Origin of the sequence: Curtobacterium sp. NPDC089991 (assembly GCF_044748425.1) — a bacterium.
Lineage (GTDB): Bacteria > Actinomycetota > Actinomycetes > Actinomycetales > Microbacteriaceae > Curtobacterium.
This window is the reverse complement of record NZ_JBIVGB010000005.1, coordinates 282,145-304,820: the sequence shown is the minus strand read 5'-3', so window position 1 is coordinate 304,820 and position 22,676 is coordinate 282,145. Positions and strand designations below refer to the sequence as shown.

Sequence of the window (22,676 nt, the reverse complement as noted above, 5' to 3'; positions counted from 1 at the left end):
TCGAGTCAGTCGAATGGACTCGACACCTTCTGCTCACCAAGCGCCGGGACTCGACGGATGAGCGGGCCCGTCAGCCGCTACCGGTAGGTTGCCCGTCATGGAAGAACGGGTCTTCGGCGGCAGGTACCGCGTCACGGGCACGCTCGGACACGGTGGCATGGCGTCCGTGTACCGGGCGGTCGACGAGCAGCTCGGCCGCGAGGTCGCCGTCAAGGTGTTCCGCATCGGACCGGTCGACCACGGTGAACGCGCCCGCGCCGAGTCGGAGATCCAGACGCTCGCGACACTGCGCAGCCCAGCCCTGGTCACCCTGTACGACGCTGCCCTCGACGACGAGGACGGGGACTCGTACCTCGTCATGGAGCTCGTGCCCGGTAGCGACCTGGCCACCCGGCTGCGCGAGGGACCGCTCGACCCCACGACCGCCGCCCGCGTCGGCGCGCAGGTTGCCGACGGACTGAGCGCCGTGCACGCCCAGGGCATCGTCCACCGCGACGTGAAGCCCGCCAACGTGCTGCTCGAGCGCGACGGCAGCCACGTCAAGCTCGCCGACTTCGGCATCGCCCTGCTCCGAGACGCTTCGCGCGTAACGGGGACGGGCACCGTGATGGGGACAGCTGCGTACCTCGCGCCGGAGCAGGTCCTGGCGCAGGAGATCACCGGCAAGGCCGACGTCTACGCGCTCGGGCTGGTGCTGCTCGAGTGCCTGACCGGCGGGACGCCGTTCCCGGGCAGCGCCATCGAGTCCGCGACCGCGCGACTCACCCGCGGCCCGGAGATCGACCAGCACCTGCCGACGGCCTGGCGCACGCTCCTGCACGTGATGACCGCGCAGGACCCGTCCGAGCGCCCGAGCGCGGCCGAGGCAGCCGAACGACTCCGCGCCCTGGGCCGCGACGAGCCCGGGCCCGCTACGCAGCTCCTGCCCGGTGGTCCTGGCACGCTGACGGCAGCCGGTGCCGGCGCGGCAGCCGGAGCAGCCGCGGCCGGAGCCGCAGGCGCAGCCACGGCTCCGATGGCCGCGCACGCGGACGACGCGACCCGCGTGATGCCGGCGAGTGGTGCCTCCCGTCCGGGTGGACAGCCGGGCGCGGACGACGCGACCCGCGTCATGGACGCCCAGCAGCCGAACGCCGCGGACGACGTGTCGACCACCGTCCTCGGTGCCCAGCGCGGCACCGGCGGTCCGACCGGCGGTGGCGGCGTGCCACCCGCGGCCCCACCCGTCCGTCCGGGCTCCGGTGACGACCCGGCGAAGCGCGAGAAGCGACGCAAGGGGCCGATCATCACGGCGATCGTCGTGGTCGTCCTGGTGCTGGTCGGCATCGGCGTCGCGGTGTTCGCGTTGAACGGTGACGACGACGGCACACCGGCTCCGACGGACACGAACTCGACCGCGCCGACGGAGCAGCAGCCCAGCGAGGAGCAGCAGCCGAGCGAGGAGCAGCAGCCGAGCCAGGAGCAGCAGCAGCCGAGCGAGCCGGCCGAGCAGCAGCCCTCCGAGCCGGCCGAGCAGCCGTCCGAGCCCGCTGAACAGCCGACCGAGCCCGCCGAGCCCAGCCAGGAGCCGTCCGTCGGTCCGGAGCCGAGCGCGCCGGTCTCGAACCCGGTGCAGGAGCCGCAGGACGGCGCCGACCCAGCCGACGGCGCAGCCGACACGACGACCGATACGACGACCGGCACCTCAGCGGACGCCGGTCCGGGCAACTCGGAGAACGCGCCCGGGCAGAACAAGGGCTGACACGCCGAGCGTTTTCGTCCAGACGCTGGACCAAATACGCTGGACCCGTGCGAGAACTGCAACGGAGCGGTGGGCCGACGACGGCCGTCGCGGCGCGGAACGGTGTCGGCTTCGGATCATCGGAGGGGTGGTTGGTCGAACGACCCGCGGGTGACGGCGCTGTCGTGGCGCTCGTCCCCGGGGCCGGTGGCCGGGTGGTCGCACCCGGCGACGAACTGTCGTGGGTCTGGTTCCCCGAACGCACGCTCCCGCAGGGCGCCGCCGAGCCCACCGAGGCGGACCTGCCGCACTTCTGGGACGCCACGGCCTTCACCGTCGACGTGGTCTTCACCGACGGCACACGACTGAGCGCGCACGAAGCCGCGCGCGGTGGACAGGCTCGCGACCAGTACGGCGACGCGCTCACGCCCGAGGCGCAGGACGCGGCCCGCAAGCAGTGGGTCGACCAGTGGAACCGTCGCGCGGTGGACCTCACGCCGTTCGCGGGGCTGGTCGTCGACCGACTGGAGGCCCGGCTCGGCTCCGACACGCAGCCGTCGGACGCCGACGGGGAGCGTCCAGCCCTGCGCGGCTGGCTCGACGACGTCCGGATCGCCCCGGCACGCCCGGCACCGGTCACGCCGCTCGACCACGTCCGCACGACCCGCGGCACGCAGGCGTCGTCACGGTTCTCCCGCGGCAACAACGCGCCGCTCGTCGGCATCCCGCACGGCGGGGTCTTCGGCCTGCCGATGACCGACGCGTCGAGCAACCGCTGGCCGTACGCGTACCAGGAGCACGCGCGCACCGACGTCGACGGGCGGGTCCGACCGGCGATCCAGGCGTTCGCGACGAGCCACATCCCGTCGCCGTGGATGGGGGACCGCGGCGTGTTCCAGGTCATGCCGTCGCCGCTCGACACCCCCGACGTCGACCGAGCCGCCCGCGCGCTCGGCTTCGACCACGACGACGAACTTGACGGTCCGCACCGGTACCGGGTCGCCCTCGACCAGGGTGTGACGGCCGAGATGACCGCGGGGGAGTTCGCCCTCGGCTTCCGGTTCACCGGTACCCGCAGCATCGTGCTCGACCACCACGGGTGGGTCTCCGACGTCTCCGTGACCGTGACCGACGGCACCGCCGTGGTCGAGGCCCTGCTCGACGACCGCCCCGGCACCCCGCCGCACCACGTGCACGTCCGGATCCCGCACGTGACCGCGGACCACACCAGCATCGGCGAGCACGAGCTGCGCGGCTGGCTGGCCGTCGACGGTGACGGAGCGGTCGACGTCCTGCTCGGTATCTCGACCGTCTCGATCGAGGACGCCCGCGCGAACCTCGACGCCGCCGGCTCCTTCGACGCCATGTGCACCCGCGCCGAGGCGCTCTGGACGGAGAAGCTCGCGACCCTGTCGTTCGACGGAGCCACCCCGGACCAGCTGGTGAGCCTGTACTCCGGCCTGTACCGGCTGTTCCTCTACCCGAACCGTGCCGGCGAGACCGCCCTGACCGGGTCGCCGCACCACCGTTCCCCGTACGGAGCCGTCCTCGCCGACCCGATCCGTGACGAGCCCGGGCCGGAGGTCGTCGAGGGGCCGTTCACCACCACGAACGGGTTCTGGGACACCTACCGCACCGCCTGGCCGCTCCTCGGACTCCTCACCCCGGAGACCGCCGGCGAGCTCGCGCAGGGCTTCGTCGAGCACCACCACGACGGCGGGTGGACCCCGCGCTGGAGCGCCCCCGGCGCCGAGGACTGCATGACGGGCACCACGAGCGACACCGTCTTCGCCGACCTCGCGGCGAAGGGCGTCACCGGGTTCGACCTCGCCGAGGCGTACCGGAGCGCAGTGCGGAACGCGACCGTCCCGCCGCGCGACGAGCGCGTCGGACGGAAGGGGAGCCTCCCGGGCGCCTTCCGCGGCCACGTCGACACCGCGACGTCCGAAGGGATGTCCTGGACCCTCGACGCCGCCATCAACGACTGGGGACTCGCGGTGATGGCGGGGCTGCTCGCGTCGCGGGCGGGCACGCCCGCCGACCTGTCCCGGTACGAGGCCGAGGCCGAGTGGTTCGCCCGGCGATCCCTGCAGTACCGGCACGTGTTCGACTCCGAGCGGGGCTTCTTCATCGGCCGCGAGCCCGACGGCTCGTGGCGGATCGGCACCGAGTTCGACCCGCGCGACTGGGGCGACGACTACACCGAGACGAACGCCTGGGGGACGGCCTTCACCGCACCCCACGACGGTGCCGGCATCGTGGACCTGCACGGCGGCCCGGCGCGGTTCGACGCCGCCCTCGACGCGTTCTTCGCGACACCTGAGACCGGCGCGACCATCCGCTCCGGCGCGTACGGCTTCCCCATCCACGAGATGACCGAGGCCCGTGACGTCCGGATGGGCATGCTCGGCCTGTCCAATCAGCCGGCGCACCACATCCCGTTCTTCCCGATGTTCACCGGTCGGCACGACGACGCGCACCGCATCGTCCGGGAGTCGCTCGAGCGGCTGTTCGTCGGTTCCGACCTCGGCCAGGGCTACCCCGGCGACGAGGACAACGGCGAGATGAGTGCCTGGTACGTCTTCGCGACGATCGGCCTGTACCCGCTGGTGCCGTCAACGGGCACCTACGTGCTCGTGCCGCCGTCGGTCCGCAGGACGGTGCTGCAGCAGCCGGGAGGAACGCCCACCGTCATCGAGATCGCCGACGGTTCCGCAGGTGCCTACGTGGCGTCGGTGACGGTCGACGGCTCGCCCTGGACGTCCGTCAGCATCCCGCACCACGTGGTGGTGTCGGCGTCGCACATCGTCTTCACGCTGTCGTCCGAACCGCAGGGCTGGGCATCGGACACCCGGCCGGTGTCGGCCTCCGAGGTCCACGGCTACCGGGACGCCCCGGTCGACCTGCTGCCCGTCGGGACGTCGTCGGAGGGCTCGTCGGCACTGGTCGACGACACCGGGCGGACCGTCACGGCGCTCGCCGCGGAGGAGTCGGTGGCGTTCGACGTGGACTGCCCCGCCGCGTCGCTGTACACCGTGACGGTGGCGACCCCGGGGTCGTACTCGTGGCAGGTGTCCCTCGGCGAGACGGTCACGGCCGTCGACGGCGCCGAGTTCACCTGGCCCGGGCAGACCCGGGTGTTCCGGATCATCGGCGGCGGCTCGTCGTTCGTGTTCACGGCGGGTACCGACGTCGGGTTGACGCAGCTCGAGCTGATCGCGGCGGATCGTTCCTGACCGCCGGCCACCGCGACTGATCGCTCGCTCTACGGCGATTCAGAGGCGTCACTCAAGGTCGCCCGGCATGCTCGTCGGCATGTCGATCGCGAACTCGTGGGACCCGTCTGGTGGCCGTGCAATCCCGGAGGACCAGGTCCGCGAGGACGGGCTGGAGCTCGACGAGGACCCGGCGATGCTCGGGATCTCCTTCGACGTCGTGGGTGGCGCCTCCGCCGACCCCGCCGCGGTGTCCCCGGTCGACGTGCGCGTCCCGTCCTCGGGGGCCCCGGCGTCCTCCGACTGAGGCGTACCTGGTCGAATCGGGCGTACCTGGTCGGAAGTTTCGACCAGGTACGCCCGAAACCGTCTTGCATCGCGCGCGCTCTGGGAAAGAACGTCAGCGCGCGAAAGAGTCTGGGACGCGGTACTTGAAGCCGACGTGCGATCCGGTGAAGCCGAGGCGCTCGTAGAACCGGTGCGCATCCGTCCGGGCGGCGTCCGAGGTGAGCTGCACGAGCGGGGTCCCGAGGTCCGGCGCTGCGACGTCGGTCACCCAGCGCATCAGCGCGCTGCCGATGCCTCCCGAGCGGAGCGCACTGCTCACGCGGACGGCCTCGACGAGCAGCCGCGTCGAACCCCGGCGAGCCATGCCCGGGATCCGGGTGAGCTGCAGCGTGCCGACGAGCCGACCGGACTCGTCCTCGGCGACGAGCAGCGCGTTCGCCGGGTCGTCGGTGATCGATCGAAGGGCCGCGGCGTACTGCGGGCGGTCCTCCGGGGCGGCGACATCGCCGCGGGCGGCACTGATCGGGTCGTCGGACAACAGCGCCATCAGGGCGTCGAGGTCACCGTCGGCCGCGTTCCGCACCACCACCGAACCGGCGCGGGCGGACAGGCGGACGGGCAGGGTGAGGTCGTGGAGCACGACTCCACCCTGCCCGATGGACTCACGGGACGGTGTGCCCCGCGGCGGTGAAGATGCGGTACCACTCCTCGCGCGACAGCTCGACGTCCGAGCCGGCCGCCGAGTCGCGCACGCGCTGCGGGTTCGTCGTGCCGAGGACGACCTGGAAGTGCGCGGGGTGCCGGGTGATCCAGGCGACGGCGATGCCGGTCGGGGTGACCCCGTGCGCGGCGGCGATCTCCTCGAGGACGTCGTTGAGGTCGGCGTACTGCTCGCGGTCGCCGAGGAAGACGCCGTCGAAGAACCCCTTCTGGAACGGCGACCAGGCCTGCAGCGTGATGTCGTTGATCCGCGAGTAGTTGAGGATGTCGTTGTCGCGGGAGATCGACTGGTCGAGGCCACCCATGTTCGCCGTGAGGCCCTGCGAGATGACGTTGGCGTGCGTGATGCTCAGCTGCACCTGGTTGAAGGCGAGCGGCTGCTGGACGTGCTTCTTGAGCAGGTCGACCTGGCCAGGGGTGTGGTTCGAGACGCCGAAGTGGTGCACCTTGCCGGCGGCGTGCAGCTCGTCGAAGGCCTTCGCGACCTCTTCCGGTTCGACCAGGGCGTCGGGGCGGTGCAGCAGCAGGACGTCGACGTAGTCGGTCTGCAGCGCGGTGAGCGATTCCTCGACCGACTCGAGGATGTGCTCGTACGAGAAGTCGAAGTACGCGCCGTTCGGGGTCGGACGGATGCCGACCTTGGTCTGCAGCACGATCTCGGCGCGCTCCGCCGGCGACAGCGTCACGGCGGCACCGAACCGCTCCTCGCAACCGTGCCACTCGCCGTACACCGCGGCGTGGTCGAACATGTTCACGCCCGCGTCACGCGAGGCGCTGTAGAGCGCGCGGATGTCCTCGTCGCTCATGTCGTTGATCCGCATCAAGCCGACGACGACGTCGGATGCGGTGAGGTCAGTCTGTGGCAACTCCAGTGTCTTCACGCCATCGATCCTGCCAGCCGGTCCCCGGTGCAGGCAGGCCCTGCCAGTACCTCAGGCGCGTTCGGGCAGCAGGACGGCGAGCACTCCGGAGCCGTCCGTCCACGTACCGGTCAGCTTCTCGCCCTCGGGCAGGGCGGTGCCGACGACCCGAGCGATGACGATCGTGCCGTGGTCGGTCGCGATCGACGTCACCGCGCCCGTCGTGGTCGCGTGCACCGAGGTGACATCGGGGGAGTCGGGTTCGGAGCCGCTGCCGTGGGCCCAGGCGTCCTTCGGCCGCCGTCCGGCATCGTTCGCCAGTTCGAGCTCCGCTTCGTGCCCGCCGGTGACGATCGCCCGGCGCAGGAGGTCGGCGTGGACCGGATCGCCCACGGCGTCGTACACCCAGCGTCGCCCGAGCACGGAGTGGTCCATCTCGGTGACCAGGAACGCGTCGGCGCCGGGCAGCGGTGCATCCCGGTAGGTCAGTGGCGCCTGCAGGACCCGGCCGTCCTCGGTGCGGGCGAGCAGCACTTCGACGCCGACCTCGCCGGCGGGGTCGTCGAACCGGAACTGCCCGACGACCTGCAGCGGCGCTCCCGCGACGACGCCGCTCCACGCCTGGTCGGGCAGCCAGGCGGCGAGCGCCTCGGCCTTGGAGGGGCGGAGCGTTGCCTGCTCGATGACTGCCATGTCCTGACCGTACTGCTGCGCAGCACCCTGTCGTCGGCGCACCTCGAGGTCAGTGGACGGAGAACCCGCCGTCGACCGCGATGGACTGCCCCGTGACGTACGCCGAACCAGGGCCGGCGAGGAACACGGCAGCGGCGGCGAAGTCCGAAGCGAGTCCGTTCCGGCCGACCAGCGTCCGCGCCGCGAGGGCTGACACCGCGGCCGGGTCGGAACCGAGCCGCTCGTTGAGCGGCGTCCGTACGAAACCGGGGATGAGGACGTTGGAGGTGACCCCCTGCGCGGACCAGGCCTCCGCTTGGGACCGGGCCAGTGCCTCCAGGCCTGCCTTGGAGACCCCGTACGCGCCACTCGAGGCGAACGGACGGTGCGCCTGCTGCGAGCTGATGCTGATGATCCGGCCGTGGCCGCGCGCGGCCATGCCGGGCGCGAGCCGCTGGCCGAGCACGAAGGGTGCGTCGAGGTTCACGGCCATCGTGGCGTCCCAGGTGTCCTCGTCGAGGTCGGCCATCGGCGGCCGGAGGTTGATCCCCGCGGAGTTCACGAGGACGTCGACGTCGCCCGCCGCATCGGCGAGTGCGTGTGCTCCGGCGCGCGAGGACAGGTCGGCGACGATGCCGTCGGCCGATCCTCCAGCGGCGCGGACGTCGTCGACCGTCGCGTCGATGGTTGACCGTGTCCGAGCAGCGACGAGCACGTGCGCACCCGCGTCGGCGAGTGCGGTGGCGATGGCGCGTCCGATGCCGGAACTGCCTCCCGTCACCAGGGCGGTGCGTCCGTCGAGGCCGAAGAGCTGCTGCAGCGACATCCGGCCAGGCTAGCGAGGCCCCGTACGCTGGGCCGGTGCGTGACGACCTGCTGCCGATGCTCGCCTGCCCCGTGTGCGCCGAGCCCCTCGGTCGGGTCGACGGCGGCCAGGTCGGCTGTGCGACCGGGCACCGGTTCGACGAGGCCAAGCAGGGCCACCTGACGCTCCTGCCGGCGAAGCGTCGGGCGCTCACCGCGGACACCCCGGAGATGGTCGACGCGCGGCTGCGGTTCCTGGGACGGGGCCACTACGCGCCTGTCGAGCGGGCGCTCGCCGACGTCGTCGCCGAGGCGACGGCCCCCGGAATCGTGCTCGACGTCGGGTCCGGTCCGGGGACCTACCTGGCGCATGCGCTGGACGCAGCGCACGTTCCGGACGGTGCGGACGGGAGGCTCGGGGTCGCGTTGGACCTGTCGGCGATCGCGATCCGCCGCGCGGCCCGCGTCCACGAACGTGCCGGAGCCGTCGTCGGGGACGTGACCGAGCGCCTCCCGGTCGTCGACCACGCTGCCGCCGTCGTCCTCGATGTCTTCGCACCGCGCAACCAGACCGAGTACGCCCGTGTCCTGCACCCCGAGGGCGTGCTGGTCGTCGTGACCCCGCGCACCGGCCACCTGGCGGAGCTGGCCGAGGCGACGATCTCCGTCGACCCGGAGAAGGAGCGCCGGTTGCACGAGTCGCTCACGCCGTCGTTCGTCCTGCGGTCCTCCGAGGACCTGACCTGGACGATGGACCTCTCCGCCGAGGACGTCCACGACGTCGTGCACATGGGGCCGAGCCACCACCACGTCGCACCGGACGCGGCGTTCGCCCCAGCGACGGTGACGGCCGCGGTCACCGTGTCGACGTGGACGCCGACGCGCTGACCGCGGCCACGGGGAACTACAGGTAGCGGTCGGCCGGGGCGACGTCGAGCTGCCAGACCACGCCGAACCGGTCGCGGAGCTGCCCGGCGAGTGGCGCCCAGGCCGAGGGAGCGAGGGGCTGCCGGATCTCGGCGCCGTCGGACAGCACGGCCCAGTACCGCTCGATCTCGGCGGTGTCGTCGCCGTGCACGAACACGTAGAACGCGTTCGATCCCTGGTCGTAGGGCTGCCCGGGCCAGACGTCGAAGGCCATGACCCGGAACCCGGCGTCGGTGGAGACCTGGCCGAAGACGATGCGGTCGGCCCAGGCCTGGTCGTCGAGGGCGCCCATCTGGCCGTAGGTGGCGGCGGTGACCTCGCCGCCGAAGACCGATGCGTAGAAGTCGAGGGCCTCGCGGGCATTGCCGTCGAAGTTGAGGTGGGGTGTCGTTTCGATGCTCATGGAACGAGGATGACCGGCAATGCGGTCAGATCGTGTCCGCTTCTCCGACGAGAATGCTCGACATGGCCGGACCCTCCTCGCGCATGCTCGCGCTGCTGTCACTGCTGCAGGTGCACCGCGACTGGCCGGGCGACGAGCTCGCCGGACGCCTCGAGGTCAGCCCCCGTACCGTGCGCCGTGACGTCGACCGGCTCCGCGAGCTCGGGTACCGGGTCGAGGCACTGCGCGGGCCCGCTGGCGGGTACCGGCTCGCAGCGGGCTCGGACCTGCCGCCGCTGCTGTTCGACGACGACCAGGCCGTGGCGATCGCGCTCGCCCTGACCGTCGCCCCCGCCTCGGGCGCGGACATCGCCGAGTCGGCCGCCCGGGCGCTTGCGACGATCCGGCAGGTCATGCCAGCGCGGCTCCGGTCGCGCATCGACGCGGTGCAGGCCGTGACCGCGACGAGCCGGACCACGACCGACCCGGACGTGCTCGTCGCGGTGAGCGAGGCCGTCCACCTGCGCGAGGTGTTCCGCTTCGGCTACGGCGAGCACGAGACCCCGCACCGGGTGGAAGCGCACGCCGTGATCGCGCGGAACGGCCGCTGGTACCTGCTCGACTGGGACCTCGACCGCGACGACTGGCGCACCCATCGCATCGACCGGATCACCCCGCGGATGCGTACGCGGGTGCCGTTCACCCCACGGCCCGTACCCGGTGGCGACCCCGTGGCCTTCGTGTCGGCGCCCTTCAAGGGATCGGCGCAGGCCGACGTGTGGCCGTGCGTCGGTTCGGTCACCATGACGGCCGCCGAGGCCCGGACGATCGCGCCCTACCTGCCCGAGGACGCCGTCGTCGAACCCCTGTCCGACGAGCGGAGTCGGGTGACGCTCGGCTCGTTGTCCTGGCCGGGGCTCGCCGGAGCGTTCGCGGGGTTCGCGGTCGACTTCGTCGTCGAGGGTCCCGAGGACCTCGCCCGCTCGGTTCGCGCGCTGTCCGCACGACTCAGCGCCTCGACCGCGGACTGAAGACGGACCCGTTCGGGCCTCAGACCGACGTGTCGACGAGCGCGCTGCCCGGGCCGAACACCATCGCGATCGGTGCCAGCAGGACGACCACGGCGCAGCAGACGGCGAGCGCCGCGCGCTTCCGCCCGCGCCCGCGCGACCACCCCACCAGTGCGAGGACGAGCGCCGCGATCGCGGCCAGCCACGGCACGAACGCCAGCGGCACGGCCCAGAACCAGAGCAGGAGCTGCCGCTGCTCACCGAAGAGCCACAGCGGCCCGAAGACGACCGCCCACAGCGCACCGATCGACACCACGGCCGTGGTGAGCAGGCTCCCGGCCACGGCGGACGCCCTCGTTCCGGGGCGGGTCGGGGGAGCAGGGATCACCATGCTCCGATCGTAGGACGGCGAGCGCGCGTTAGCGGGGCGCATGCGTCCGCCAGGGCGGCGTGAGGAAACCGTTAGGAGCGGACTGGAGGCCCGGTGCAGGATCCAGCATCGGTCCAGGCACCACACGTGGTGCCGTCCGCGTCGCCCGGCGCGGACACCGCAGACCTTCTGGAGTCCCTCGTGTTCGACGTGTTCGTCGTCGCCGGTGTCCTCGCCGTGTTCGGCGTGGTGGCACTGATCGCCAAGGGGGTGGAACGGCTGTGATCGGCATCACCATCGCGGCCGCCGTCCTCGGCATCGCCGCAGTCGTGTACCTCGTCTGGGCGCTCGTGCGTCCGGAGCGGTTCTAGTGGGCGCCGTCGGCGCGTCGGGCGCCGCAGACGTCTGGGCGGGCATCGCCCAGGTCGCCACACTCGTCCTGCTGCTCGTCGTCGCCTACCGCCCGCTCGGTGACTGGATGGCGAAGGTCTTCACGCCCGTCCGGCACAACCGGGTCGAGCGCGGCATCTACCGGCTGATCGGGGTCGACCCGGACGCCGAGCAGTCGTGGCCCGTGTACCTGCGCGGCGTGCTGCTCTTCAGCGTCGTGGGGCTCCTGCTCGTCTACCTGCTGCAGCGCATCCAGGTCGTGCTGCCCGGCGACCTCGGGCTCCCTGCCGTCGGCCCGTCGCTCGCGTTCAACACCGCGGCGTCGTTCGTCGCGAACACGAACTGGCAGTCCTACTCGCCCGAGGTCACCGTCGGGTACAGCGTGCAGATGGCCGGCCTCGCGGTGCAGAACTTCCTGTCCGCAGCCGTCGGCCTCGCCGTCGCCGTGGCACTGGTGCGCGGGTTCGCCCGCCGCAAGTCCGGCACGCTCGGCAACGTGTGGGTCGACGTCGTCCGCGGCGTCGGTCGGCTGCTGCTGCCCGGCGCGTTCGTCTTCGCGATCGTGCTCGTCGCCGGCGGCGTCATCCAGTCGTGGGGGAGCGGCACCGACGTCACCACGCTGGTCGGTGGCACGCAGCACCTGCCGGACGGGTTCGTGGCGTCGCAGGAGGCGATCAAGGAACTCGGCACGAACGGCGGCGGCTACTTCAACGCGAACTCGGCACACCCGTTCGAGAACCCGCAGGCGTGGACGAACCTCGTCGAGGTCTTCCTGATGCTCGTCATCCCGTTCTCGCTCCCGCGCACGTTCGGGCGGCTCGTCGGGGACGACCGCCAGGGCTACGCGATCCTCGCCGTGATGGGCGCGATCTTACTCGTGTCCCTGTCGGTGATGTCGATCGCCGAGCTCAGTGGTGGGGGGCTCGCCACACACGCAGCCGGCGCCGCGATGGAGGGCAAGGAGACCCGGTTCGGGATCCTCGGCACCACGTTGTTCGGCACGACGTCGACCGCGACCTCGACCGGAGCGGTGAACGGCATGTTCGACAGCTTCACGCCGATCGGCGGGATGATGGCGATGCTCAACATGATGCTCGGCGAGGTCACCCCGGGCGGTGTCGGCTCCGGCCTGTACGGCATGCTCGTGCTGGCCGTCATCACGGTGTTCATCGGCGGCCTGCTCGTCGGCCGGACGCCGGAGTACCTCGGCAAGAAGATCCGCGCGAAGGAGATGACCTTCGCGGCGCTGTACATCCTGGTGACGCCGACCCTCGTGCTCCTCGCGACCGGACTCTCGCTCGTGATCCCCGGTGTCCGGGAACAGGTACTCGGCACGTCGATCTTCAACCCCGGCAACCACGGGCTCTCCGAGCTGCTCTACGCCTTCACCTCGGGTGCGAACAACAACGGCTCGGCCTTCGGCGGGCTCACCGCGAACACCACGTGGATGAACTCCGCGCTCGGCGTCGTGATGCTGCTGGGGCGCTTCGTGCCGATGGTGTTCGTCCTGGCGCTCGCCGGGTCCCTCGCGGCCCAGGACCGCGTACCCGAGACCGCCGGCACGCTGCCCACCCACCGCCCGCTGTTCATCGGGCTGCTCGGCGGCGTCGCCGTCATCGTCACCGCACTCACCTACTTCCCGGTGCTCGCACTGGGCCCGCTCGCAGAAGGACTGTCATGACCGTGACCACCGAGCCGGAACCGCGCACCGCAGTGGAGCCGGCCACCCGCTCGTCCGCATTCGGACCCCGTCAACTGGCGGCGGGCCTCCCGGGAGCCCTGCGGAAACTCGATCCGCGACTGATGTGGCGGAACCCCGTCATGTTCATCGTCGAGGTCGGCGCAGCCCTGACGACGGCGGCCGCCGTCGTCGAGCCGTCCGCCTTCACCATCGCCATCGCGGTGTGGCTCTGGCTCACCGTCGTCTTCGCGAACCTGGCGGAGTCCGTCGCCGAGGGCCGGGGCAAGGCCCAGGCCGACACGCTGCGGAAGACCCGCTCGACCACGAGCGCCCGCCGGGTGCTCGGCTACGACCCGGCCGACGCCGCAGCCGTCGCCAACGAGACCGAGGAGGTCGCGTCGGTCGACCTGGCCAAGGGTGACGTGGTGGTCGTCGTCGCCGGCGAGGTGATCCCGGGTGACGGTGACGTCGTCGACGGCATCGCGTCCGTCGACGAGTCGGCCGTCACCGGTGAGTCCGCGCCCGTCATCCGCGAGTCCGGCGGCGACCGCAGTGCCGTCACCGGCGGCACCCGCGTGCTGTCCGACCGGATCATCGTGCGCATCACCTCGACCCCGGGTGAGACCTTCATCGACCGGATGATCCGCCTCGTCGAGGGTGCGGCCCGGCAGAAGACGCCGAACGAGATCGCGCTGAACATCCTGCTCGCCTCGCTGTCGATCGTCTTCGTGATCGTCTGCCTGACGATGCAGCCCATTGCGGGACTCGTCGGTGCCACGGTCAGCGTCCCCGTCCTGATCGCACTGCTCGTCTGCCTGATCCCGACCACCATCGGGGCCCTGCTCTCCGCGATCGGCATCGCCGGCATGGACCGGCTCGTGCAGCACAACGTGCTCGCGATGTCGGGCCGCGCGGTCGAGGCCGCCGGCGACATCACCACCCTGCTGCTCGACAAGACCGGCACGATCACGTACGGCAACCGTCGGGCGTCCCGCGTGGTGCCGGTGCCGGGCGTGAGCGAGGCCTCGCTGATGGCGGCAGCAGCCCTGTCGAGCGCGGCGGACTCGACGCCCGAAGGCCGCTCGATCGTGTCGCTCGCTGCCGAGGCCGGGGTCACGCCGGCTCTGCCGGACGGCGCCGTCGAGGTGCCGTTCACGGCGCAGACGCGCATGTCCGGCCTGGACCTGCCGGACGGGTCGCAGATCCGGAAGGGTGCCGCTGCGGCCGTACTGGCCTGGGCCGACACCCCCGACGCCGGTTTGGTTGCCGCGATCGACTCCACCGTCGCGGAGATCTCCGACCAGGGCGGCACCCCACTGGTCGTCGGCCGCCGCTCCTCGGACGGCGCGGTCGCCCTGCTCGGCGTCGTGCACCTGAAGGACGTCGTCAAGGACGGCATGGCGTCGCGGTTCGCCGAGCTCCGGTCGATGGGCATCCGCACGGTGATGATCACCGGCGACAACCCCCGCACCGCGGCTGCGATCGCGCACGAGGCCGGCGTCGACGACTTCCTGGCCGAGGCCACCCCGGAGGACAAGCTCGCGTACATCAAGCGCGAGCAGGAGGGCGGCAACCTCGTCGCGATGACCGGCGACGGCACCAACGACGCCCCGGCCCTGGCGCAGGCGGACGTCGGCGTCGCGATGAACACCGGCACGACGGCGGCGAAGGAGGCGGGCAACATGGTCGACCTCGACTCCGACCCGACCAAGCTGATCGACGTCGTCCGGATCGGCAAGCAGTTGCTCATCACCCGTGGTGCCCTGACCACCTTCTCCATCGCGAACGACGTCGCGAAGTACTTCGCGATCATCCCGGCGATGTTCCAGGCGGCGTTCCCCGGGCTCGCGGCGCTCAACATCATGGGGCTGCACAGCCCGTCGTCCGCGATCCTGTCCGCCGTCGTCTTCAACGCGCTCGTCATCGTGGCGCTCATCCCGCTGTCACTGCGCGGCGTCAAGTACCGCGCCGCCGCAGCGTCGTCGATCCTCGGCCGCAACCTGCTCGTCTACGGGCTCGGCGGCGTGATCGTCCCCTTCATCGGCATCAAACTGATCGACCTCGTGGTCGGTCTCATCCCGGGGTTCTAGTCATGGCATCTGCACGTTCCACCGTCCGTTCCGCTGGTGTGGCCATCCGCCTCACCCTGCTCGCCACCGTCGTGCTCGGCGTCGGCTACCCGCTCGCCGTCTGGGGCGTCGGCCAGGGGGTGTTCCACGAGCAGGCCAACGGCTCGGAGGTCACCGACTCGTCGGGCGCCGTCGTGGGGTCCTCGCTCATCGGGCAGTCGTTCTCCGGCAAGCAGGCTGATCGCTGGTTCCAGTCGCGGCCCTCCGCAGCTGGCGAGGACGGCTACGACGCCGGGGCCTCGTCCGGCTCGAACCTCGGGCCGAACAACCCGGACCTGCTGAAGGCCGTCAAGGAGCGGCAGCAGGCGGTCGCGAAGGCCGACGGTGTGTCCGTGTCCGAGGTGCCGGCCGACGCCGTGACGGCCTCGGGCTCGGGTCTCGACCCGGACATCAGCCCGGCGTACGCGGCGCAGCAGGTGGCGCGGGTGGCTGCGGCGCGGGGCGTGTCCGAGGACACGGTGCGGCAGTTGGTCGCATCGCACACCGAGTCGCGTCAGCTCGGGTTCCTCGGCGAACCCGTCGTGAACGTGCTGGCCCTGAACCTCGCGCTGGCGAAGGCGTCCTCGTGATCGATCGCGCCCCGCGGTGGTCATCGCGCCCCGACTCACCGGGGCGCGATGACCACACAGGGGCGCGATCCCGCCCTGCGCCCGGCTTCGCACCCGCTGCGGAACTCGACGCGAGAGGATGAGCACGTGAAGCGCGGCAAGCTACGGGTCCTGCTCGGTGCCGCACCGGGCGTCGGCAAGACGTTCACCATGCTCGAGGAGGGCCGCCGGCTGCTCGACGAGGGCCGGGACGTCGTCGTCGCCGTGGTCGAGACGCACGAACGTGCTGCCACCGCCGCGCTCGTCGACGGCCTCGAGGTCGTCCCGCGCCGCACCGTGGACCACCGCGGTGTGGAGCTCGACGACCTGGACCTCGACGCGGTGCTCCGGCGAGCGCCCGAGGTCGCCCTCGTCGACGAACTCGCGCACACGAACGCTCCCGGCAGTCCGAACGAGAAGCGCTGGCAGGACGTCGAAGCGCTGCGGGCCGCCGGCATCGACGTCATCTCGACGGTCAACGTGCAGCACATGCAGTCCCTCGGTGACGTGGTCCGCGAGATCACGGGCACCGTGCAGCGCGAGACCGTCCCCGACGCCGTGGTGCGCGCGGCCGACCAGATCGAGGTCGTCGACCTGGCACCGGCCGCCTTGCGCGAGCGGCTCTCCGACGGGCTCGTGTACCCGGCTGCCCGGATCGATGCGGCCCTGTCGAACTACTTCCGGCTCGGGAACCTGACGGCGTTGCGCGAGATCGCGCTGCTCTGGCTGGCGGACGAGGTCGACGACGCGCTCAAGGCCTACCGCGCCGAGCACGGCATCGAGCACCGGTGGGAGACCCGTGAGCGCGTGCTGGTCGCCCTGACCGGCGGCCCCGAGGGCGAGACCCTGCTGCGCCGAGGGGCCCGCATCGCTGCCCGCAGTGCCGGGGGCGAACTCGCGGCCGTGCACGTGACGACGAACGACGGCCTGCGCGAGCGGCACCCGGGGGCGCTCGGTGCCCAGCGCACCCTGCTCGAACAGCTCGGCGGGACGTACCACCAGGTGGTCGGCGACGACGTGCCGTCGACCCTCGTGCGGTTCGCGCGGTCGATCGACGCGACCCAGATCGTCATCGGCGTCAGCCGTCGCAGTCGGCTCGCCGCGGCCCTGACTGGCCCGGGCATCGGCAACACCGTGATCCGTGAGTCCGGCGACATCGACGTGCACGTCGTCACGCACGAGCGCGCCGGTGGTGGCTTCGCCCTGCCGAAGCTCGGCGGCAGTCTGTCCCGCGGACGGGTCCTCGCCGCGTTCGTGCTCTCGGTCCTGGTCGGGCCCCTGCTCACCTGGGTCCTGTCGATCGGCAGCGACCCCGACGCCATCACCGTGGACGTCCTGGCGTACCAGTTGCTGGTGCTCGTCGTGGCGCTCGTCGGCGGGATGTGGCCGGCGGTGTTCACGGCGGTGCTGTCCGGACTGAGCCTCGACTTCTTCTTCGTCCAACCCCTGCACATGGTCACGGTGCAGCAGCCGTGGCACCTCTTCGCCCTGGTCATGTACGTCATCAGTGCCGTGCTCGTCAGCTTCGTGGTCGACCGGTCCGCCAGACGTTCGCGTGCCGCCCGTCGCGCCGCGGCGGAGTCGGGTCTGCTGATGGGGATCGCCGGCAGCGTCCTCCGCGGCGACGACGCCCTGCAGGCCCTGCTCGACCGCACCCGCGAGGCCTTCGGGTTCGCCGGCGTCCGGATCCGGCAGGGGAACGAGGAGCCGGCCACGTCGGGGACGTTCGGCGAATCGCCGGACGCGTCCACGAGCCTCCCGTCCGGTGCCGTGCTCGAGTTCGCGGGCGCTCCGGACGACCCGACCCAGCGCCGGTTGCTGCGCGTCGTCGAGCAGCAGCTCGACGCCGCGGTCGAACACCGCTCGTTGACGCGCACCGCGCTGGACGCGGAGCGGATCGCGGCGGCGGACCGCGTCCGCAGCGCGATCCTCGCGGCCGTCGGCCACGACGTGCGGCGGCCGATCGCGGCCGCCTCGGCCGCCGTCCAGTCGTTGCGTGCGCTGGACGTCGACCTGTCCAGGGCCGACCGGGAGGCACTGCTCGCGACCGCCGACGAGAGCCTCGGTCAGCTGGCGGTGCTGTTGGCAGACCTGCTGGACGTCAGTCGTGTGCAGGCGGGTGTGCTCGCGGTCGCGTCCGGGCCGCTGGCCCTCGACACCGTGGTCGCACCGGCGCTCGACGAGCTCGAGCTCGGGCCCGACGACGTCGACCTCGACCTGCCGGCGGACCTGCCGCCGGTGCTCGCCGACCCGGTCCTGCTGCAGCGGGTCGTCGTGAACCTGCTCGCGAACGCCGTCCGCTACGCACCCGACGGCACCCGCGTGCGCGTCGCGGCGAGCGCCTTCGGAGGCGGGGTCGAGCTCCGGATCGCCGACCACGGTCCGGGGATCCCGTCGGACCGGGTCGACGAGGTCTTCCAGCCGTTCCAACGGCTCGGCGACACCGACAACGAGACGGGCCTCGGGCTCGGTCTCGCACTCGCGCGGGGCTTCACCGAGGGCATGGGCGGCACGATCGAGGTCGACGACACCCCGGGTGGTGGGCTCACCGTCGTGGTGCGGCTGCCGATCGCCGGGCACGTGGGAGTGGAGCTCCGGTGAAGGTCCTGATCGCGGACGACGACGCGCAACTCGTCCGAGCGCTCTCCGTCACGCTCGCTGCCCGCGGGTACGAGGTCGTGACGGCGAAGGACGGGCGCGCGGCGATCGACGCCGTCATCACCGAACGGCCCGACCTGGTGCTGCTCGACCTGGGCATGCCCCGACTCGACGGGATCGGGGTGCTCGAGGGCATCCGGGGGTGGTCGCAGGTGCCGGTGCTCGTGCTGTCCGGCCGGACCGACTCGTCAGACAAGGTCGACGCACTCGACGCCGGCGCGGACGACTACGTGACGAAGCCGTTCCAGATGGACGAGCTGCTGGCGCGGTTGCGAGCCCTCGGACGACGCCGTGCCCCGGCCGGCGTCGACAGCGCGCCGACGATCCGGATCGGCGACCTCGTCGTGGACCTCGTCGCGAAGCAGGTCACCCCGGCCAGCGGTCCCGCGATCCGGCTGACCCCGACGGAGTGGCGCCTGCTCGAGGTGCTCGTCACGAACCCCGACCGGCTGATGACCCGCGAGATGCTCCTGACCGAGGTGTGGGGGCCCTCGCACGGCAACGACTCCGGGTACCTGCGGCTGTACATGGCGCAGCTGCGGCGGAAGCTCGAGCCCGACTCGGCGACCCCGCGGTACCTGGTCACCGAGTCCGGCATGGGCTACCGCTTCAGCCCCTCCGGGGTCACGCCCGGGAACTGAAGGCGGCGAGCTCGGCACGGGTGCGGGCCCCGTGCTTCCGGAGCAGGTTCGCCACGTGGTACTTCACGGTGTTGACGCTGATGCCCAGGCCCTCGGCGATCTCGCGGTTGCCGACGCCCGTCGCGAGCAGCCGCAGCACGTCGCGCTCCCGCGGGGTGAGGTCGTCGTCCGCGACCGAGTCCACCTCGGTCGGCGAGGGGTCGAGGGGCAGCGAGATGTCGAGGACCGAGCCCCAGTCCGGCGTGCTCGACACCTGGACGCGGCCGTCGAGGGTGACGACCCGTTCTGCGATCGGCCGCATGGCGTCGTCGTGCACGTCGAGGGTGCCGGAGCCGTCGTCGCGGAGCTGCATGAGCAGGTTCCGGCCGTCGCAGTCCCACTGGATGCGGACCCGCTTGGCCGCACCACCGTCGACCAGGGCGAGCACGGCGGTCCGGACGATGGCGCGGGCCGCGTGGGCGACGTCGCCCGGCAGTGCGCGGCCGGTGGTCGGCGGCTCGACGAACTGCACGTCGAGGTCGCCGAACCGGACGAGCGGGCGCAGGTCGGCTCGGAGGCGCGAGAACGCCCCGGTGACCGGCTCCAGCAGGGTGCTGCGCTGGTGGTCGGTCTCGGTGCGCAGGTCGACGAGTGCTGCCGACGCGATCTCGACGGCCTCGGCCCGCGCGGCGGCGTCCGACACCCGTGGTGACCGGAGCACGGCGAGCACGGACTCGAGGGTGAGCGCCTGACGGTCCGCCTGCTCGGCGACGGTCCGGGCGTGCTCCGAGGCGGCGAGCCGACTGGCGGGCTCGCCACGGGCCTCCCGGTCGGGTGCGATGGCGTCCATGGGAGCCGAACCTACCTGTCCCACCCGTGCGGACGGGGCCACCCGATCGGGTGGGATGCCTGCCGACGCGGGTAGCGGTGCGGCGGGCCGCGCGACGGCATGCTCGTGGACATGGCAGAACCCACCGTCCCCGCAGCGTTCGACGTGATCGTGCGTGAGGTCACCGACCTCGCCGCGAACATCGACGGTGCGTCGGCTGAGCGCGCTCTCGACCTGATCGACCGCTCCCACCGTGTCTTCGTGCACGGTGCCGGCCGTTCCGGACTCGCGCTGCGCATGACCGCGATGCGGCTCATGCACCTCGGTCGCGACGTCCACGTCGTCGGCGAGGTCACCACGCCCGCGATCCGGCCCGGGGACGTGCTCCTCGTCGCGAGCGGTTCCGGCACGACCACCGGCATCGTGCAGGCCGCCCGCACCGCGCACGACGTCGGCGCGTCCGTCGTCGCCCTGTCGACCACCGACGACTCCCCGTTGTCCGAGGTCGCGGACGTCACCCTCGTGCTGCCGGCAGCGACGAAGACCGACCGCTCCGGCACGGCCTCGGCGCAGTACGCCGGCAGCCTCTTCGAGCAGGCCGTCGCCCTGGTCGGCGACGCCCTGTTCCACACGCTCTGGTCCCGCGGCGGGCAGTCCGCCGACGACCTCTGGCCCCGACACGCAAACCTCGAATGAAAGGCATCCACATGCAGCTCCAGTTCGCCATGGACACCCTGACCACCGAAGCCGCCCTCGAACTCGCCGCCGCGGCCGCGCCGCACGTCGACGTCCTCGAGCTCGGCACGCCCCTGATCAAGAGCGCCGGCCTGTCCGCCGTCACCGCGATCAAGGAAGCCCACCCGGACAAGATCGTGTTCGCGGACCTCAAGACGATGGACGCCGGTGAGCTCGAGGCCGACATCGCCTTCTCGGCCGGTGCCGACCTGGTCACCGTCCTCGGTGTCGCCGGCGACTCGACGATCGTCGGCGCCGTCAAGGCCGCGAAGAAGCACGGCAAGGGCATCGTCGTCGACCTGATCGGCGTCTCCGACAAGGCCGCCCGTGCCCGCGAGGCCGTTGCGCTCGGCGCCGAGTTCGTCGAGGTGCACGCCGGGCTCGACGAGCAGGCGGAAGAGGGCTTCACGTTCTCAACACTGCTCGACGCCGGCAAGGAGTCGGGTGTGCCGTTCTCGATCGCCGGCGGCGTGAACGCGTCCTCCGTCGCCTCGGTGCAGGAGGCCGGTGCCCGGATCGCCGTCGCCGGCAGCGCGATCTACAGCGCGTCGGACGTCGGCGCAGCAGCCGCCGAGATCCGCGCCGCGATCACTGCGTAGCGCCCGCGGCGCCCGCGGCCGCGTGTGCCCGCGGCGCCCGCGGCCGCGTGTGCCCGCGGCGCCCGCGGCCGCGTGTGCCCGCGGCGCCCGCGCCGCGATGGTGAGCAGAAATGGTCGAGTGCGCATCACGCACCCGACCATTTCTGCTCACCGAGGGACCTCCGCCGGTACCGTCGAGGCGTGACGATCGAGCTGCGCCGGGTGACCGCGGACGACTGGCAGACCTGGCGACCCGTCCGGCTGCGGGCGCTCGCCGACTCCCCGCACGCGTTCGGTTCGACGCTGCAGGACTGGGCGGACGCCCCCGAGCACCGCTGGCGGACACGCCTGTCGATCCCCGGTGCGCTCGACCTGCTGGCGGTCGCCGCCGAGGGCGACGTCGTCGGGATGGCGAGCGGTGTCCCGGGCGCCGACGCCGGTGTGCCAGCCGAACTCATCTCGATGTGGGTCGACCCCGCAGCCCGGGGCCGAGGCGTCGCACGTGCCCTGATCGAGACGATCGCGGAGTGGGCAGCGGCCTCCGGTGGCGGGGCGCTCGAACTCTCCGTGATGCCCGACAACACCGTCGCCCGGCACACCTACGAGCGCGCCGGGTTCACCGCACTCGACGAACCGGGCGCTCCCCTGCCCGACGGTCGGAACGAGGTGCTGATGCGTCGTACGGTGGTCGCATGAACCGAGTACTGCGGTGGACCGCGTGGATCGTCGCCGTGCTGCTGGTGGTCGTGGTGGTGTTCCTCGTCTGGGCGCACATCGTCATGCAGGGCACCCGGAGCGCTGCGCTGCAGGTCTGGCGCGACGACCGTGTGTCGGTCCAGGATGCCGGTGACTCCGTGGTGATGACGCCCACGGGGCAGGCCGACGGCAAGGGCATCGTGTTCATCCCGGGTGCGAAGGTCGATCCGTACGCGTACATGGCGACCTTCCGGCAGGTGGTCGCGAACGGCACGACGGTCGTCATCACGAAGCCGACGCTCAACCTCGCGTTCTTCGACACCCGGCCGCTCTCGACCTTCGAGGCGCACGCGCCGGACGTCGCGACCTGGGCGGTCGGCGGGCACTCGCTGGGCGGGGTCCGTGCCTGCCAGCTCGCGCAGGACGCGGACGGCCTGCTGCTGCTCGGCAGCTACTGCGCGAACGACATCAGCAGCTCGTACATCGACGTGCTGAGCGTCTCGGGCTCGCGTGACGGGCTCTCGACCCCCGACAAGGTCGACGCGGCCCGGCACCTGTTGCCGTCGACCGCGACGATGACCGAGGTCCAGGGTTCGAACCACGCCGACTTCGGCGCCTACGGGGACCAGCCGGGCGACCGCACGGCGACCATCAGCCGCGAGGCCGCCCGCGAGCAGATCTCCTCGGCGATCGAGGAATGGGCGCGCGACCTGCCGCCGGCCCCTGGCCTGCGCTGACGGCGCGGTCTGAACACGCGTGCTGGAGCGGTCCTAGACTCGACGAGAGCAACGTCCACGAACCCCGT

General features: G+C 72.0%; 23 protein-coding genes. 16 read left to right on the top strand and 7 right to left on the bottom strand.

What is annotated here, in order from left to right:
• Positions 1-97: 97 nt before the first annotated feature.
• The 3 genes from ACIPV1_RS15670 (at position 98) to ACIPV1_RS15660 (ending at position 5,242) form a co-directional block, all read left to right on the top strand.
• Entirely contained in the window at positions 98-1,741 is a 1,644-nt protein-coding gene (locus ACIPV1_RS15670) for a serine/threonine-protein kinase (RefSeq protein ID WP_123937023.1), read from the top strand.
• 47 nt (positions 1,742-1,788) lie between these two features.
• Positions 1,789-4,956: a GH92 family glycosyl hydrolase gene (locus tag ACIPV1_RS15665; protein WP_402726761.1), complete on the top strand. Its 3,168-nt coding sequence runs from the start codon at positions 1,789-1,791 to the stop codon at positions 4,954-4,956.
• A gap of 67 nt (positions 4,957-5,023) precedes the next feature.
• Positions 5,024-5,242, top strand: coding sequence for a hypothetical protein (locus ACIPV1_RS15660; RefSeq protein ID WP_123937022.1), 219 nt, complete (start codon positions 5,024-5,026; stop codon positions 5,240-5,242).
• Between the two features lie 93 nt (positions 5,243-5,335).
• Here ACIPV1_RS15660 and ACIPV1_RS15655 read toward each other — a convergent pair whose 3' ends face one another.
• The 4 genes from ACIPV1_RS15655 to ACIPV1_RS15640 are packed head-to-tail and all read right to left on the bottom strand — an operon-like array spanning position 5,336 to position 8,301.
• Positions 5,336-5,863 (bottom strand): GNAT family N-acetyltransferase, encoded by a 528-nt coding sequence (locus ACIPV1_RS15655; RefSeq protein WP_123937021.1) that lies wholly within the window; start codon positions 5,861-5,863, stop codon positions 5,336-5,338.
• A 22-nt stretch (positions 5,864-5,885) separates the two neighbouring features.
• Positions 5,886-6,824 carry an aldo/keto reductase family oxidoreductase gene (locus ACIPV1_RS15650; protein WP_123937020.1) on the bottom strand — a complete coding sequence of 313 codons (939 nt, stop codon included), beginning with the start codon at positions 6,822-6,824 and terminating at the stop codon, positions 5,886-5,888.
• Between the two features lie 51 nt (positions 6,825-6,875).
• Positions 6,876-7,496: a hypothetical protein gene (locus tag ACIPV1_RS15645; protein WP_402726760.1), complete on the bottom strand. Its 621-nt coding sequence runs from the start codon at positions 7,494-7,496 to the stop codon at positions 6,876-6,878.
• A gap of 49 nt (positions 7,497-7,545) precedes the next feature.
• The gene (locus ACIPV1_RS15640) at positions 7,546-8,301 is read right to left on the bottom strand and encodes an SDR family NAD(P)-dependent oxidoreductase (RefSeq protein ID WP_123937018.1); all 756 of its coding nucleotides are present in this window, start codon (positions 8,299-8,301) and stop codon (positions 7,546-7,548) included.
• A gap of 35 nt (positions 8,302-8,336) precedes the next feature.
• Here ACIPV1_RS15640 and ACIPV1_RS15635 point away from each other — a divergent pair, with 35 nt between their 5' ends.
• The gene (locus ACIPV1_RS15635) at positions 8,337-9,167 is read left to right on the top strand and encodes a putative RNA methyltransferase (RefSeq protein ID WP_123937017.1); all 831 of its coding nucleotides are present in this window, start codon (positions 8,337-8,339) and stop codon (positions 9,165-9,167) included.
• 16 nt (positions 9,168-9,183) lie between these two features.
• Here ACIPV1_RS15635 and ACIPV1_RS15630 read toward each other — a convergent pair whose 3' ends face one another.
• Entirely contained in the window at positions 9,184-9,609 is a 426-nt protein-coding gene (locus ACIPV1_RS15630; protein WP_123937016.1) for a VOC family protein, read from the bottom strand.
• A gap of 62 nt (positions 9,610-9,671) precedes the next feature.
• On the opposite strand from ACIPV1_RS15630, the gene ACIPV1_RS15625 reads away from it, so the two are divergent.
• Complete coding sequence (locus ACIPV1_RS15625; RefSeq protein WP_402726759.1) at positions 9,672-10,619, top strand: helix-turn-helix transcriptional regulator; 948 nt, start codon at positions 9,672-9,674, stop codon at positions 10,617-10,619.
• A 19-nt stretch (positions 10,620-10,638) separates the two neighbouring features.
• Here the strand turns inward: ACIPV1_RS15625 and ACIPV1_RS15620 are convergent, their stop codons facing one another.
• Positions 10,639-10,989, bottom strand: a complete 351-nt coding sequence (locus ACIPV1_RS15620; RefSeq protein WP_123937014.1) for a hypothetical protein — start codon at positions 10,987-10,989, stop codon at positions 10,639-10,641.
• A gap of 126 nt (positions 10,990-11,115) precedes the next feature.
• On the opposite strand from ACIPV1_RS15620, the gene ACIPV1_RS15615 reads away from it, so the two are divergent.
• The 7 genes from ACIPV1_RS15615 (at position 11,116) to ACIPV1_RS15585 (ending at position 19,054) form a co-directional block, all read left to right on the top strand.
• The gene (locus ACIPV1_RS15615; RefSeq protein ID WP_155896901.1) at positions 11,116-11,253 is read left to right on the top strand and encodes a hypothetical protein; all 138 of its coding nucleotides are present in this window, start codon (positions 11,116-11,118) and stop codon (positions 11,251-11,253) included.
• On the top strand, positions 11,250-11,339 hold the full coding sequence (locus tag ACIPV1_RS15610) for a potassium-transporting ATPase subunit F (protein ID WP_017887940.1): 90 nt from the start codon (positions 11,250-11,252) through the stop codon (positions 11,337-11,339). The genes ACIPV1_RS15615 and ACIPV1_RS15610 overlap by 4 nt, the downstream gene beginning before the upstream one ends.
• On the top strand, positions 11,339-13,039 hold the full coding sequence (gene kdpA / locus ACIPV1_RS15605; RefSeq protein WP_402726758.1) for a potassium-transporting ATPase subunit KdpA: 1,701 nt from the start codon (positions 11,339-11,341) through the stop codon (positions 13,037-13,039). Before ACIPV1_RS15610 ends, kdpA begins: the two co-directional genes overlap by 1 nt.
• Positions 13,036-15,129 (top strand): potassium-transporting ATPase subunit KdpB, encoded by a 2,094-nt coding sequence (gene kdpB / locus ACIPV1_RS15600; protein WP_402726757.1) that lies wholly within the window; start codon positions 13,036-13,038, stop codon positions 15,127-15,129. Before kdpA ends, kdpB begins: the two co-directional genes overlap by 4 nt.
• A gap of 2 nt (positions 15,130-15,131) precedes the next feature.
• Positions 15,132-15,737, top strand: a complete 606-nt coding sequence (gene kdpC / locus ACIPV1_RS15595; protein ID WP_402726756.1) for a potassium-transporting ATPase subunit KdpC — start codon at positions 15,132-15,134, stop codon at positions 15,735-15,737.
• 126 nt (positions 15,738-15,863) lie between these two features.
• Positions 15,864-18,356 (top strand): ATP-binding protein, encoded by a 2,493-nt coding sequence (locus ACIPV1_RS15590; protein WP_123937010.1) that lies wholly within the window; start codon positions 15,864-15,866, stop codon positions 18,354-18,356.
• Complete coding sequence (locus ACIPV1_RS15585) at positions 18,353-19,054, top strand: response regulator (protein ID WP_123937009.1); 702 nt, start codon at positions 18,353-18,355, stop codon at positions 19,052-19,054. Before ACIPV1_RS15590 ends, ACIPV1_RS15585 begins: the two co-directional genes overlap by 4 nt.
• Here the strand turns inward: ACIPV1_RS15585 and ACIPV1_RS15580 are convergent.
• On the bottom strand, positions 19,038-19,883 hold the full coding sequence (locus tag ACIPV1_RS15580; RefSeq protein ID WP_111083538.1) for a LuxR C-terminal-related transcriptional regulator: 846 nt from the start codon (positions 19,881-19,883) through the stop codon (positions 19,038-19,040). The genes ACIPV1_RS15585 and ACIPV1_RS15580 overlap by 17 nt on opposite strands.
• Positions 19,884-19,994: 111 nt before the next feature.
• On the opposite strand from ACIPV1_RS15580, the gene hxlB reads away from it, so the two are divergent.
• From hxlB to ACIPV1_RS15560, 4 genes are all read left to right on the top strand, one after another.
• Positions 19,995-20,558 carry a 6-phospho-3-hexuloisomerase gene (gene hxlB / locus ACIPV1_RS15575; RefSeq protein ID WP_111083824.1) on the top strand — a complete coding sequence of 188 codons (564 nt, stop codon included), beginning with the start codon at positions 19,995-19,997 and terminating at the stop codon, positions 20,556-20,558.
• 11 nt (positions 20,559-20,569) lie between these two features.
• Positions 20,570-21,196 (top strand): 3-hexulose-6-phosphate synthase, encoded by a 627-nt coding sequence (hxlA, locus tag ACIPV1_RS15570; protein WP_123937008.1) that lies wholly within the window; start codon positions 20,570-20,572, stop codon positions 21,194-21,196.
• 180 nt (positions 21,197-21,376) lie between these two features.
• A complete protein-coding gene (locus ACIPV1_RS15565; RefSeq protein WP_123937007.1) occupies positions 21,377-21,871 on the top strand; it encodes a GNAT family N-acetyltransferase in 495 nt (164 codons plus the stop codon).
• A complete protein-coding gene (locus ACIPV1_RS15560) occupies positions 21,868-22,608 on the top strand; it encodes an alpha/beta hydrolase (RefSeq protein WP_123339425.1) in 741 nt (246 codons plus the stop codon). Before ACIPV1_RS15565 ends, ACIPV1_RS15560 begins: the two co-directional genes overlap by 4 nt.
• The last annotated feature ends 68 nt before the right edge of the window (positions 22,609-22,676 follow it).